Source organism: Lysinibacillus sp. FSL W8-0992, assembly GCF_038008685.1.
Taxonomy (GTDB): domain Bacteria; phylum Bacillota; class Bacilli; order Bacillales_A; family Planococcaceae; genus Lysinibacillus.
Genome location: NZ_JBBOZQ010000001.1, coordinates 710229 through 724459, shown reverse-complemented (window position 1 = coordinate 724459; position 14231 = coordinate 710229). Strand labels below are relative to the sequence as shown.

Genomic DNA, 14231 nt, shown 5'->3' with positions numbered 1-14231 from the left:
AACCGTTTATCCAGTTTTGAAAGAACAAAATCTTTCAACAAAATATAAGGTCTAGTGATGATGGCAAAGAGGTCACACCCGTTCCCATACCGAACACGGAAGTTAAGCTCTTTAGCGCCGATGGTAGTTGGGGGCTTCCCCCTGTGAGAGTAGGACGTCGCTAGGCACACAAAGCAGTCAGCAATAGCTGGCTGTTTTTTTATATTTGGGTTGAAAATTAATTACAATCCTCTTTGTCGGCACTCTACTATGAATCTCGTTGCTCCTATTTTTGTTATAATGTGTGAAAATATTTTGTATGAAAGAATAAAATATTTGTAATCTGCAATTAAATCATTATGGATTTGAATCTTTTAAAGGTAGTTAGGTTTTTACGAGAAAAATATATTAAGTAGAGAAAATCGTACATTAAATATAGAAAATCGGTCTTAAAAATGAAGAATAGGGTATAAATTTTACTAGATTAAAATATCTGAATTGTCTTTCTTTTATAAGTTTCTTGACAGTAGCATGACTCGTTGTTAATCTTACAATTAATATTCTTTTAACTATAGGAGGAAGTTACGAAAATGTGGGAATCTAAATTTGCCAAAGAAGGTTTAACTTTTGATGATGTATTATTAGTACCAGCTCATTCAGAAGTATTACCGAAAGATGTTGATTTATCAGTTCAACTAACACCAAAGATTAAATTAAATATTCCAATGGTCAGTGCAGGTATGGATACAGTAACAGAATCTAAGATGGCAATTGCTATGGCACGTCAAGGTGGTATCGGTATTATCCATAAAAATATGGGAATCGATGAGCAAGCAGAACAAGTTGAAAAAGTAAAACGATCTGAAAATGGCGTTATTACAAACCCATTCTTCTTAACTCCAACCCACCAAGTTTTCGATGCTGAACATTTAATGGGGAAATACCGAATTTCAGGTGTTCCAATTGTTGATAGTATGGAAAACCAAAAACTAGTTGGTATTATTACAAACCGCGATTTACGTTTTATTTCTGACTACTCTTTAAAAATTGAAGATGTAATGACAAAAGAAGATTTGATTACGGCTCCTGTTGGAACGACTTTAGAGGATGCTGAAAAAATTCTTCAACAATACAAAATTGAAAAACTTCCTATTGTAGATGAAGATGGTAAATTAACTGGCTTAATTACAATTAAGGATATTGAAAAAGTAATTGAATTCCCGAAAGCTGCGAAAGATGTACATGGTCGTTTATTAGTAGGCGCAGCAGTAGGTGTTTCTAAAGATACAATGGTTCGCATTGAGAAGCTTGTTGAAGCACAAGTGGATATCGTAGTAATCGATACAGCTCATGGACACTCAGAGGGCGTACTACAAACAATTCGATCTATCCGTGAGACATACCCTGAACTAGAAATCATTGCTGGTAACGTAGCAACTGGAGACGGCGCTCGTGCACTATTTGAGGCTGGTGCAGATGTAGTGAAAGTTGGTATTGGACCAGGATCAATTTGTACAACTCGTGTTGTTGCAGGTGTAGGTGTACCTCAAATTACAGCTATTTATGATTGCGCTACAGTAGCTCGTGAGCTTGGTAAAACAATTATTGCTGATGGTGGTATTAAATACTCTGGAGATATCGTAAAAGCCCTTGCAGCAGGTGGTAACATCGTAATGCTTGGTTCACTTCTTGCAGGTACTTCTGAATCTCCTGGGGATACTGAAATTTTCCAAGGTCGTCGCTTTAAAGTTTATCGCGGTATGGGTTCAATTGGTGCAATGGAAAAAGGTTCAAAAGATCGTTATTTCCAAGAGGATGCGAAAAAATTAGTGCCTGAAGGAATTGAAGGTCGACTTCCTTATAAAGGTCCTCTAGCAGATACAGTTTATCAATTGATCGGCGGTATTCGAGCAGGTATGGGTTATTGTGGAGCTCCTAACCTTGAGTACTTACGTGACAAAGCTCAGTTTGTTCGTATGACAGGTGCAGGTCTTCGTGAGTCACATCCTCATGATGTTCAAATTACTAAAGAATCACCAAACTATTCAATGTAATAAATTTCAAGCAACTTTTATGCTCTCGTATCGTCTACAAAGATGGCACGGGGGCATTTTTTATGATACAGATTGCGCACGTAGGATGATATCTATGATAAAATGTCGAGGACAAGATTATTTTTTGGAGGGCAATGAAGGTGAAAAAAACAATGAACACCGTATTACGTTTGCTCCTAATTCCTGTTCTATTATTTAGTATATTCGCGGGTATGCCTGCGAAAGCAAATGCAGAAACAGATTTAGGGCTTACAGTAGATGCTGCGATTCTAATCGACGCAGATTCAGGAAAAATTTTATATGAACAAAATGCAGATACTTCACTAGGTATCGCTAGTATGACGAAGATGATGACAGAGTATCTACTACTGGATGCAATCGATGCAGGTACGGTGAAATGGGATCAAGAATATCATGTTACAGATTATACGTATCGCATGTCTCAAAATCGTGCATTAAGTAATGTACCATTACGAAGAGACGGATCATATACAATTCGTGAACTTTATGAGGCGATGGCTATCTATTCTGCAAATGCAGCGACAGTAGCTATTGCAGAAACAATTGCTGGTACGGAAACTGAGTTTTTAAAACTTATGAACAAAAAGGCAGAAGAGCTTGGACTTGAAGGTTATAAGTTTGTAAATGCTACTGGTCTTAACAATGCAGATTTATTCGGTATGCAACCAGCAGGCACTGGCCCAGAAGACGAGAATGTGATGCCAGCTAAGTCTGTAGCAAAATTAGCGTATCATTTATTAAAAGACCATCCAAAGGTTTTAGAAACATCTAAGATTACAAAAAAGACATTCCGTGAAGGTACAGATGATGCAATTGAGATGTCAAACTGGAACTTTATGTTGCCGGGTCTAGTATTCCAATATGAAGGCGTAGACGGCCTGAAAACAGGGACTACAAACTTTGCAGGACATTGCTTCACAGGTACTGCAGAACGCAACGGGACACGTTTAATTGCAGTTGTAATGAAAGCTGTAGATGCAAATGGACAAGGTTCGTATAAAGCACGTTTTGATGCTACAGCAAAATTATTTAACTACGGTTTTTCACAATTTACAAAACATGAAATTATCCCAGCAAACTATAAATTTAAAGACCAAAAGACTGTAAAAGTTACAAAAGGGAAAGAAGATAAAGTAGCCATCGCTGTGAAAGAACCAATTTCATTTATGGTGAAATCTTCTGAAAAAGATTTATATCAACCTAAATTAGTATTAGATAAAAAAAGCCTTGAAGCTAAAGTTAAGAAAGATACGGTAGTAGGTAAAGTCGTTATAGAGCGCACAGAAGGTAAGGATTACGGCTTTATCGATGGCAAGGAATTTGCATCTGACGTCGTGACAACTGCATCTGTTGAACGTGCAAGTGGCATTGCTCTATTCTTCCAAGGTATCGGTAACTTCTTCGGCAGCTTATGGGGCGGTATTACTGACTTTGTTGGTGGATTATTTTAAAAACTAATATAAAGAACACGTTTATGTTTGAAAAAGCATAACGTGTTCTTTTTCACATTTTACTGGCTATGTGCATACGCTAATAGGCGAAAGGATGTGGCTAAATGTGTGGTATTACAGGGTGGGCTAGCTTTAAAAAGGATTTACGAACAAGTGATAAAATCATGAAGTCAATGGCGCAAGCATTAAGTAAACGAGGCCCTGATGATGAAAATACTTGGTGTAATGAACATATTGCATTTGGCCATCGACGGTTAGCGGTTATTGATTTAATAGGTGGCAAGCAACCGATGATGAAAAAACATGATGGCGTAAACTATGCCATTACATATAATGGCGAGCTGTATAATACAGAAGAATTACGTAAAGAACTACAAACGAGAGGGCATGTTTTTACAACTCAGTCAGATACGGAAGTATTAATAACTGCTTATATTGAATGGAAAGAACAATGTGTGAACTATTTAAATGGCATATTTGCTTTTGGCGTGTGGGATGAACAAACAGAATCACTTTTTCTGTGTCGTGACCGTCTTGGGGTAAAGCCTTTGTATTATACGGAGCAGCAAGAAGGGTTACTTTTTGCATCAGAGGTAAAGGCGCTATTTGCTCATCCAGCAGTCCATCCAATTGTTAATACAGAAGGGCTTGCTACGATAATGGCTGTAGGACCATCTAAAACACCTGGTAAGTCGCTATTTCATAATATTAATGAATTACGGCCAGGATATGCAATGAGGTATTCAAGAGACGGGGTACGTATATGGCAATATTGGCAGCTTCAAAGCAAAAAACATGAAGAGTCATTGGAAGATACAATTGATCATGTACGCTATTTACTGACAGATGCTATCGAACGACAACTTGTATCAGATGTACCGATTTGCACATTTCTGTCTGGAGGTTTAGATTCTAGTATTATTACCGGTATTGCGGCAAATAGCTTCCAGCAACAAAATAAAGGCAAACTTCATACGTACTCTATCGACTATGAGGATAACGAACGATTCTTTAATCCACACGCTTTTCAAACTTCAACTGACACTTATTGGATTAAAAAAATGAACGACTCATTTGATACAACGCATCATGCTGAGCAAATTTCACAACAACAATTAATCGATTTATTAATAGAAGCTGTCATTGTCAGAGATGCCCCTGGTATGGCGGATGTTGACTCCTCGTTACTATGGTTTTGCCGAGAAATAAAAAAAGATTTTACGGTCGCTTTATCGGGGGAATGTGCAGATGAAATATTCGGTGGTTATCCATGGTTTAAAGAAAAGACTACCGGCTTTCCATGGATTCGATCACTTCCAGAAAGAACAGCTATGTTACGGCAGGAATGGCGCAACAAGTTAGACGTGGAAAATTACGCACAGCAAGTATATGATCAAACGATTGGAGAAGTACCTTATCTCGAGGGGGAAAGTTCAGAGGCAGCACAGCACCGTGAAATGTTTTATTTAAACATGGTATGGTTTATGCAAACATTGCTAGAACGAAAAGATCGGATGAGTATGGGCGCGAGTCTAGAGGTGCGTGTGCCATTTGCAGATCATCGGCTTGTAGAATATACATGGAATATTCCTTGGGAAATGAAAAATTTAGACGGTATGGAAAAAGGCTTACTTCGAAAAGCGATGTCACATTTATTGCCAGAGGAAGTGTTATATCGCAAAAAGAATCCATATCCGAAAACGTATCATCCTATTTATACTGCAGGTGTTCAAACGTGGTTAAAAGAAATATTAAACGATAAAAATTCAGTTCTTCATGAATTTTTTGAACGACAAAAACTAGTAGAGTTAATTGAGTCTGGAGGAAGTTCATTTAAAGTGCCATGGTATGGACAATTAATGGCTGGTCCGCAACTCTTAGCCTATTTAGGGCAAATTCATACGTGGTTTAAGCATTATAATATTCAACTAAAAGAAAATGGATAAAAAGCACAACCATCTTATCACTTTAATCGTGATGTAGATGGTTGTTTACGTTGTATTGCCCAGCAATTCATTAATTTCTCGACGGATGTTTCAATTTCATGCACAGGTATACCGCCAAAGCCAAGTAAAAATTGAGCTTGTGAGGCTGTATCCTCATCAAGTCGATAATCTGATAATGGATAGATACCTATTCCTGCAGCATTGGCACTTTGCTGTAATTGTTTCTCGGATAATTCATGCTGAACGTTGAGCAAGATGTGCATGCCTGCTTGCTCTCCCGTTATTTTAATTTGAGTAGAATAATTTTCTAAAATGGTAGTTAGCTTCTCATGCTTTTTTCGATATACTTTTCGCATACGATTCAAATGCTTTGAAAAGTGACCATCTCGCATAAAATTGGCTACAATGTGCTGATCAAATCTAGGTACTGTCGATGAATAATAATTAAAGACGTCATTATAAGTAGCTAGCAGCTTTGGTGGAAGCACAAAATAAGCAACTCGCAAAGATGGCATTAATGATTTTGTAAAGGTACTCATATAAATGACTTTGTCATTGCGATCTAATGCTTGAAGAGCAGGAATTGGTTTTCCAGTATAACGAAATTCAGAATCATAATCATCCTCAATGATATATCGTGATGGGCTTTGTGCGGCCCAATTCAATGCCTGGGCACGTCTTGTGGCAGATAATACAGCGCCAGTAGGGAATTGATGCGATGGCGTTATATAAACAACGTTGGCAGTTGTTTTTTCTAATTCCTGAATAAGAATTCCTTCATCGTCTACAGAGATTGGACAAACTTTTCGCTTATGTTGTAGAAACATCCGATGCACTGTTGGATAACCAGGGTTTTCGAGCGCAAAGCAAGTATCTTCACTGAAGAGACGTAATATCATCGGAAGTAATTGTTCAGTACCGGAGCCAATAACAATTTGTTCAGGGCTACAAATAACGCCACGTGATTGATATAAATAATTAGCAATCTCCGTACGTAATGCTAATTCTCCCTGTGGCTCACCTGTTAATAATAGTTCCTTCGAGGCATCATCAAATAGCTCTTTTGCATATTTTCGCCACGTTTGAAATGGGAAGGCATCAATATCAATGGAACCAGGGTTAAAATCAATGGAATATGATTTTTTCCGAGGCTGCTCTGTTAGGTATGTGGATGTGTCTTGCTGAATATATGGAAGTTCATCAATTTCCTCAACAAAATAACCGACCCTCGATTTTGACATAATATAACCTTCAGCAAGTAACTGCGCATAGGCAATTTCAATAGTCGTTTGAGAAATATTTAAAAAATCTGCTAATTTTCTTTTTGAAGGTAATTTTTCTCCAACGGTAATTTTCTTTGTAGTAATGGCTTCTTTTATCCCGCTATAAAGCTGATCATATAGCGGTTTTCCACCATCTTTTTCAAGCTGAAATAAGAGCATATCCATGAGCGATTATTCTCCTGACCTTATAATTATTTTGTAAACTGAATATTTTGATATGGTCAATTTCTATTATACTAAATTTTATCACAAAGGTGGAGGTAGAAAATAATGAAGCAAACAGGAACTGAATTAGTGAAGCGTGGGATGGCTGAAATGCAAAAGGGTGGCGTAATTATGGATGTCATAAATGCAGAACAGGCAAAAATTGCTGAAGCGGCAGGGGCTGTAGCTGTTATGGCGTTAGAGCGCGTACCTTCGGATATACGAAAGGCTGGAGGAGTTGCGCGCATGGCAGATCCGCGTATTGTTGAAGAAGTTATGGGAGCAGTCACTATTCCAGTAATGGCAAAGGCACGTATTGGTCATATTGTTGAAGCGCGAGTATTAGAAGCTATGGGCGTTGATTATATTGATGAGAGTGAGGTATTAACGCCAGCAGATGAGGAATTTCATTTATTAAAGAGTGATTATACAGTACCATTCGTATGCGGTTGTCGTGATTTAGGTGAGGCAGCTCGTCGTATCGGTGAAGGGGCGTCTATGCTACGAACGAAAGGTGAGCCAGGTACAGGTAATATTGTAGAGGCTGTCCGTCATATTCGTAAGGTCAATGCGCAAGTGCGAAAAGTTGTCGGAATGACTGAGGATGAGCTAATGACAGAAGCGAAATTACTAGGTGCTCCTTTTGAATTATTACGAGAAATTAAAAGGCTTGGTCGCTTACCAGTTGTAAACTTTGCAGCAGGTGGTGTTGCGACGCCAGCAGATGCTGCCCTTATGATGGAATTAGGTGCCGATGGTGTATTTGTTGGGTCAGGTATTTTTAAATCAGAAAATCCCGAGAAATTTGCACGTGCCATTGTCGAAGCAACGACACATTATAAAGACTATCAATTGATTGCAGAAATTTCAAAGGAGCTTGGCGTGCCGATGAAAGGTATTGATATTGCACAGCTGAGTCAAAGTGAACGTATGCAAGAACGAGGCTGGTAACATGAAAATAATCGGTGTGTTAGCATTACAGGGTGCTGTTCGAGAGCATGTACAAATGTTAGATGCACTTGGATGTCAAACGGTTTTAGTAAAGCATAAGGAGCAGCTAGTAGGGCTTGATGGTCTAGTATTACCTGGTGGAGAAAGTACGACGATGCGCAAGTTGCTAAATCGCTATGACCTGCTAGAACCAATACGAACACTTGCACAACAAGGATTACCGATGTTCGGCACTTGTGCAGGTCTCATTTTACTCGCAAAAGAGCTGGTCGATCATGAACCACATTTAGCTGTCATGGATGTTGTCGTTGCGAGAAATTCGTATGGACGTCAAGTAGATAGCTTTGAAGTGGAGTTGGATGTTCCAGCAATTGGTGAAGCGATATCTGCTGTTTTTATTCGAGCACCGCATATTGTGTCAGTCGGCGAAGGTGTGGAAGTGTTAGCTGTGCATGAAGGTAAAATTGTGCTAGCACGTGATAGGCATTTACTTGGATGTTCATTTCATCCTGAACTAACGACAGATTCGCGTATTCTCGAATATTTTGTGACGTCTATGGTGTGACTTGCAAAATCTCGAATCATATAGTACAGTAGGATAAAATTTAAATAAGTAAACACGATGATGGGAAGTAGTAACAAGCACGTTTTTTTTAGAGAGTCAGCGGTTGGTGGAAGCTGATAAAAGCACTTGTGAATCCGTCCTGGAGTTGCGCAGTCGAAGTAAATGAAGTAGGCTGTCGCCGGCTGAAATGCCGTTATGAGATAAGTGGACTAGGCAAAGTGTCTGGTCAATTAGGGTGGCAACGCGGGTAGCTCTCGTCCCTTTCATGGGATGAGGGCTTTTTTGTGTTCCATCATAAATAAAACACCCATCATTATGAAATCTACTACTGGAGGTATGAACGATGTTAGATATTAAACGCGTCCGTGATAACTTTGCGGAAATTAAAGAAATGCTATTAACACGTAACGAGGATTTAGGAAACTTAGACGATTTTGAAGCTTTAGATACGAAGCGTCGCGAATTAATCGCAAAGGCAGAAGAGCTTAAAGCTGAACGAAATAAAGTGTCTGAACAGATTTCTGTTATGAAACGTAATAAAGAAAATGCTGATGAAGTAATCGCTCGTATGCGTCAGGTTGGCGATGAGATTAAAGAGTTAGATACACAGCTAAATGAAGTAGAAGATCGTTTTAAAGATATGATGATGCGTTTACCAAACGTTCCACATGAATCTGTGCCAGTTGGTACTACTGAAGACGATAATGTTGAGGAATATACTTGGGGCGAAGTACCAACTTTTGATTTCGACATTAAAGCACACTGGGATATTGCAACAGATTTACAAATTGTCGATTTTGAACGCGGTGCAAAAGTAACTGGAAGCCGTTTCTTATTCTACCGTGGCTTAGGTGCTCGTTTAGAACGTGCATTAATGAGTTTTATGATGGATTTACATGCAGAAGAGCATGGCTATGAAGAAATGCTACCACCTGTTATTGTGAATCGAGACAGCTTAACAGGTACAGGTCAGCTGCCTAAGTTTGAGGAAGATGTATTTAAAGTAGATGATACAGACTACTTTATGATTCCAACAGCAGAAGTACCAGTTACGAATTTCTACCGCGATGAAATTCTTCCTATTGAAGCTTTACCACAGGGCTTTGCAGCATATAGTGCTTGCTTCCGCTCAGAAGCGGGCTCTGCAGGTCGCGATACACGTGGCTTAATTCGCCAGCACCAATTCAATAAAGTAGAATTAGTACGTTTTGTTAAACCTGAAGAATCTTACGAGCAACTAGAATTATTAACTGGTCACGCTGAAAAAGTACTGCAATTATTAGGTTTACCTTACCGTAAGTTAAAAATGTGTACAGCTGATTTAGGTTTCACAGCTGCGAAAAAATATGATTTAGAAGTTTGGATTCCGGCACAAAATATGTACCGTGAAATTTCTTCTTGCTCAAACTTTGAGGATTTCCAAGCGCGCCGTGCGAATATTCGTTTCCGCCGTGAGCCAAATGCAAAACCAGAATATGTGCACACATTAAACGGCTCAGGTCTTGCAATTGGTCGAACAGTGGCTGCTATCCTTGAAAACTATCAGCAAGCCGATGGAAGTGTAGTGATTCCAGAGGTATTAGTTCCTTATATGGGCGGAAAAACAGTGATTGCACCAAAATAACAAATTACTGTGGTCACAGATCCGTAATTACAGGCTTCTACTGACAGAAATGTAGTAATTCCACAGGTAAAAGCAAAGACAATACGATAAGCTATTTTAGTTAATCTGGTTTTAGATTTTCTAAAATAGCTTTTTTTTGCTTTTTTAGCGCTCGAATCTCTCATTATTTTAGAAAATTCGTTATAATGAGTATAATTCATGGGGACAAGGGGGGAGAAAATTCATGGTTCTACATCAATTTACACAAGCATTAAGAGAGTTTGATAATGTGTTAATTACCGATGAAAAAGGCTGCGCAATTTTTTATGATTTAGCAGATTTAAATATATTGTTAGAGATTGGCTTAACACCAGATGAATTTTTCCAAAAAACCGTGACTGATAGCTATCAAAATTTATCAACTGAAACAAGTACAATTTTTAAAGTACTGCAAACAGGGGAACCAATCATTTACTTTGAACAGGTTCTGACGACGTTAAATGGCTTTAGTTATACATCGCTAAGCTCAACCTATCCAATTATCGAAGGTGGAGCAATTATTGGTGCTATTGAGTTTTCAAAGCATTTTTATGAGAGTAAACAAATAAAATATTTGGATCATTTCCTCGGACATAAATTATATCGAGATAACCATACAAATTACCGTTTAGAAGATTTAATTTCTGTGAATGCAGAAATGAAAGCTCAAACTGAGAAGGCTCGCCGTGGTGCAAAGAAAAATTCATCTATTCTGATTACAGGGGAAACAGGTACAGGGAAGGATATCGTAGCGCAAGGTATTCATAATGAAAGCGAGCGTTTTACGAAGCCGTATATTGTGCTCAATTGTTCCACATTGACAGAGGATAATATTTTTTCACAGCTTTACGGTATCGAGGCTGAAGGGAAACAAGGAAAACTGCAGGAGGCTAATGGGGGTACCTTACTTATTGATCAGTTAAATATGCTGGATTTATCATTACAGGCAAAATTACTGCATGCGGTAGATTTGAAATCGCTGAATGGAGAGCCGTTAGATATTAGATATATTACAACGGTCAATGAAGATTTAGATAAACTTTTAGCAGAAAAAAAATTACGTGAGGATTTGTTTTATCGTCTGAACGTTATGCAAATAGATTTGCCACCGCTTCATATGCGCAAAGAAGATATACCTGCTATTCTTGATTTTTATATTCAATTTTATAATGAGCATACAATTCAAAAAGATGTTCGTTATAGTGAAGAGGTACTTCAATTATTTTATGAATATCATTGGCCAGGAAATGTGCGCGAACTAAAAAATGCTCTAGAAGCGGCCTATAACAATTTAACAGGACAAAAAATTTTACTGGAGCATATTCCAGAGCGCATTGTAAGAACGGTGCAGCAAAAAGCTCAGCCGTCCATGCCTAATATCCATTCAGGACATTTAAGAGATTTAACAGAAGCTTATGAACGCCTGATCATTGCTGAAAAATTGCGTGAAACAGAAGGGCGCTTAGCAGAAACAGCCCGTCGTTTAGGTATCTCACGTCAGCTACTTAAATATAAATGTTTAAAATATGAGTTGTTGTAAAATTTTTTTTACAAAAAGGAGATAAAAATTTATCTCCTTTTTTCATTGCTAAAAGTTTTTTATGATTTAGATAAATCTTATGTGAGTTTTGATGATGATTAAGGGGACAGTGTATTGTTCTCCTATAACATAAGTAATTTAAAAACTTGCTATTAACATGCCAGTTCTCACTAACTTTTGTCCTACTGCAGTCTAGTGGATTCGATTGGATGATACCATCCCATCGGCTTTTGAGTAGGTGCTTTATTACATATAGTAGTGAAAGCCGACGACCTAACGAAAACGACCTTGGTGTTGAAGAAATAGGAGTTGAAGAATAATGAAAATCTTTCGTAATGCAAAAATTTATACAGCCAATTCCGAATGTCAATCTGCTACAGCAATGGTGATTGCTGATGGCAAGATTAAATGGCTTGGTTTAGAAGAAGATATGCCTTCATATGAAGGAGAAATTATAGATCTACAAGGAAAAGTTATTATTCCAGGTATTATCGATGCGCATATGCACCCAATAATGTTGGCGGATGTGCTTGAGCAAGTAGCTTGCCTACCACCACAAATTCTTTCAATCGACGAAATGATTGTAGCTTTACAAAATTACGATGCTAGTCAACGTGGCTGGATTTTAGGCTGGGGCTACGATGAAGGAAAGCTGGCTGAGAAACGTGCACCACTAAAGGCAGATTTAGATCGTGCATCAACAGAATTACCAGTAATCGTCATGCGTACATGTGGACATATTATTTCTGTTAATAGTAAAGCATTAGAAATTGCAGGTATTACAAAGGACACTCCTAATCCGCAAGGTGGACAAATTGACCGAGACCAAAACGGTGAGCCGACAGGCGTGCTTCGTGAAAATGCGCGCAATTTAGTACTGCAACATTTACCATCACCATCTGAAGATGAAATTGTAGCAAGACTTGTGAAACTATCTCATATTTTAGCTTCCTATGGTGTAACAAGTATTACAGAAATGATGGCAACGGTAAGTCCGCTTGATTATTTAAGCTTATATCGTAAGGCACGTACAAAAGGTTTGAAGCAACGTGTCGCTGTTAATTATGTATGGGATGATATACAAAACCATGATTTATTAGTAGAAGAAAATTTAAATCGCCAAGCAGGTGCATATATAGGCGGAATTAAGTTGTTTTCGGATGGTAGTGTATCGGGACGTACAGCGCTTGTCTCTGAGCCATTTTTAAACAGTTCTGAAACAGGTATTGCCATGACGACAAAAGAGGAACTTTTAGCTGCGTCTATTGAAGCAAGGAAGCATAGTATTCAATTAGTCGTTCATGCAATGGGCGACAGAGCTATAGACTTAATTGTTAATACTTTCTATGAAGAAGAAGCGTGGTTAACAGATGCGCCATCTGTTCGTATCGAACATGCTGCAATGCCGTCAGAGAGTGCCTTGAAGAAGGCAGCTGAATGGGGCATCGGATTTGTGCCACAGCCAATCTTCTTATTTTGTGAAATTGAAAGCTACTTACAAAATCTCGGCCTAGAGAAAACGCAAACGTTATATGGTGTGCAAACATTTTTACAGCAAGGCATTGCTACAGCTTTATCATCAGACGCACCTGCGACATCTTGGGCAGAAGCATCCAATCCTTTCGTAACAATTCAGGCAGCCGTTACACGTACTGCATATGATGGGACAGATTTAGGGGCCGCAGAACGTATTTCAGTAGAAGAAGCATTACAGCTTTATACGGCAGATGCAAAAACGATGATACGTATGGAAAAGGTCGGTCAGCTGAAAGAGGGTTATGAAGCGAATTTCGTTGTATTAGCGGAAGACCTTCGTGAAATATCACAAGACCAGATTATGAATGTGAAGCCACTTGCTACTTATATTGAAGGCGAGTGTGTTTTTAAACAGTAATTTTTGCTAGCATGAAACTATTATTTTGTTATGAAGATGTTGTCGCTGCTACGACACATTTCATATATATCGCCATCCCCATAATCATAGAAAAGAAAAAGGTACCTCATAAGTTTTGAGGTACCTTTTTCTTATTAGAGCAAAGGAACTTAACCTACAATGATTCACAAGATCCTGTGCTTTCAGCCATTTTACGTGCTTTTTTCTCCGCCTTTTTTCGTTCACGTAATACGCGGAAAAAGTCAGTTAAAATTTGACCACAGTCTTCAGCCAAAATACCTTCTGTAACATCACATTCATGGTTAAAACGGGCATCATTTAATAAATGATAGAGCGAATTGACACACCCTGCTTTAATATCTCTCGCACCATATACAACACGCGGCACTCGTGACTGCAAAATGGCACCTGCGCACATGGGGCAAGGTTCCAATGTGACATAGAGTGTTGTTTGTTCAAGGCGCCAACTACCTATTTTTTTACATGCCTCTTGAATAACCATTAATTCAGCATGCGTTGTAGCATTTTGGGTTGTTTCACGTAGATTATGTGCTTTAGCAATGACTTCTCCTTCATATACAAGAACGGCTCCTATCGGCACCTCGCCAAGCAAGGCAGCTTTTTTAGCTTCTTCTAAGGCTTGGCCCATAAACATAACGTCTGTTTCATAATTATCCACTAGTATCTCTCCTTACAAATAG

General features: G+C 38.5%; 10 protein-coding genes, 1 rRNA gene and 1 other annotated feature. Of the genes, 9 read left to right on the top strand and 2 right to left on the bottom strand.

What is annotated here, in order from left to right:
• The first annotated feature begins 50 nt into the window (after positions 1-50).
• The 4 genes from rrf (at position 51) to asnB (ending at position 5451) form a co-directional block, all read left to right on the top strand.
• Positions 51-166, top strand: a 5S ribosomal RNA gene (rrf, locus tag NSQ74_RS03410).
• Between the two features lie 403 nt (positions 167-569).
• Positions 570-2033, top strand: coding sequence for an IMP dehydrogenase (gene guaB, locus NSQ74_RS03405; protein WP_228134214.1), 1464 nt, complete (start codon positions 570-572; stop codon positions 2031-2033).
• Positions 2034-2173: 140 nt separating this feature from the next.
• Entirely contained in the window at positions 2174-3505 is a 1332-nt protein-coding gene (locus tag NSQ74_RS03400) for a D-alanyl-D-alanine carboxypeptidase family protein (protein WP_445669053.1), read from the top strand.
• 104 nt (positions 3506-3609) lie between these two features.
• Positions 3610-5451, top strand: coding sequence for an asparagine synthase (glutamine-hydrolyzing) (asnB, locus tag NSQ74_RS03395; protein ID WP_340821503.1), 1842 nt, complete (start codon positions 3610-3612; stop codon positions 5449-5451).
• A gap of 17 nt (positions 5452-5468) precedes the next feature.
• Here the strand turns inward: asnB and pdxR are convergent, their stop codons facing one another.
• Positions 5469-6899 carry a MocR-like pyridoxine biosynthesis transcription factor PdxR gene (pdxR, locus tag NSQ74_RS03390; protein ID WP_340821502.1) on the bottom strand — a complete coding sequence of 477 codons (1431 nt, stop codon included), beginning with the start codon at positions 6897-6899 and terminating at the stop codon, positions 5469-5471.
• A gap of 105 nt (positions 6900-7004) precedes the next feature.
• Here pdxR and pdxS point away from each other — a divergent pair, with 105 nt between their 5' ends.
• From pdxS to NSQ74_RS03365, 5 genes are all read left to right on the top strand, one after another.
• Positions 7005-7889 (top strand): pyridoxal 5'-phosphate synthase lyase subunit PdxS, encoded by an 885-nt coding sequence (gene pdxS, locus NSQ74_RS03385; RefSeq protein ID WP_340821501.1) that lies wholly within the window; start codon positions 7005-7007, stop codon positions 7887-7889.
• Position 7890: 1 nt separating this feature from the next.
• Positions 7891-8454, top strand: coding sequence for a pyridoxal 5'-phosphate synthase glutaminase subunit PdxT (gene pdxT / locus NSQ74_RS03380; RefSeq protein WP_340821500.1), 564 nt, complete (start codon positions 7891-7893; stop codon positions 8452-8454).
• 48 nt (positions 8455-8502) lie between these two features.
• Positions 8503-8719, top strand: a binding site (T-box leader).
• Positions 8720-8797: 78 nt separating this feature from the next.
• A complete protein-coding gene (gene serS / locus NSQ74_RS03375; RefSeq protein WP_340821499.1) occupies positions 8798-10078 on the top strand; it encodes a serine--tRNA ligase in 1281 nt (426 codons plus the stop codon).
• A gap of 223 nt (positions 10079-10301) precedes the next feature.
• Entirely contained in the window at positions 10302-11636 is a 1335-nt protein-coding gene (locus NSQ74_RS03370) for a sigma 54-interacting transcriptional regulator (RefSeq protein ID WP_340821497.1), read from the top strand.
• 319 nt (positions 11637-11955) lie between these two features.
• Positions 11956-13530 (top strand): amidohydrolase, encoded by a 1575-nt coding sequence (locus tag NSQ74_RS03365; RefSeq protein ID WP_340821495.1) that lies wholly within the window; start codon positions 11956-11958, stop codon positions 13528-13530.
• A 154-nt stretch (positions 13531-13684) separates the two neighbouring features.
• On the opposite strand, the gene tadA is transcribed toward NSQ74_RS03365, so the two are convergent.
• A complete protein-coding gene (gene tadA / locus NSQ74_RS03360; protein ID WP_401015164.1) occupies positions 13685-14185 on the bottom strand; it encodes a tRNA adenosine(34) deaminase TadA in 501 nt (166 codons plus the stop codon).
• Between the last annotated feature and the right edge of the window lie 46 nt (positions 14186-14231).

Coding starts and splice junctions, on each gene's coding strand:
- NSQ74_RS03365 (WP_340821495.1), top strand. CDS start 11,956: ATGAAAATCTTTCGTAATGCAAAAATTTATACAGCCAATTCCGAATGT.
- guaB (WP_228134214.1), top strand. CDS start 570: ATGTGGGAATCTAAATTTGCCAAAGAAGGTTTAACTTTTGATGATGTA.
- serS (WP_340821499.1), top strand. CDS start 8,798: ATGTTAGATATTAAACGCGTCCGTGATAACTTTGCGGAAATTAAAGAA.
- pdxR (WP_340821502.1), bottom strand. CDS start 6,899: ATGGATATGCTCTTATTTCAGCTTGAAAAAGATGGTGGAAAACCGCTA.
- pdxS (WP_340821501.1), top strand. CDS start 7,005: ATGAAGCAAACAGGAACTGAATTAGTGAAGCGTGGGATGGCTGAAATG.
- asnB (WP_340821503.1), top strand. CDS start 3,610: ATGTGTGGTATTACAGGGTGGGCTAGCTTTAAAAAGGATTTACGAACA.
- pdxT (WP_340821500.1), top strand. CDS start 7,891: ATGAAAATAATCGGTGTGTTAGCATTACAGGGTGCTGTTCGAGAGCAT.
- NSQ74_RS03370 (WP_340821497.1), top strand. CDS start 10,302: ATGGTTCTACATCAATTTACACAAGCATTAAGAGAGTTTGATAATGTG.
- tadA (WP_401015164.1), bottom strand. CDS start 14,185: ATGTTTATGGGCCAAGCCTTAGAAGAAGCTAAAAAAGCTGCCTTGCTT.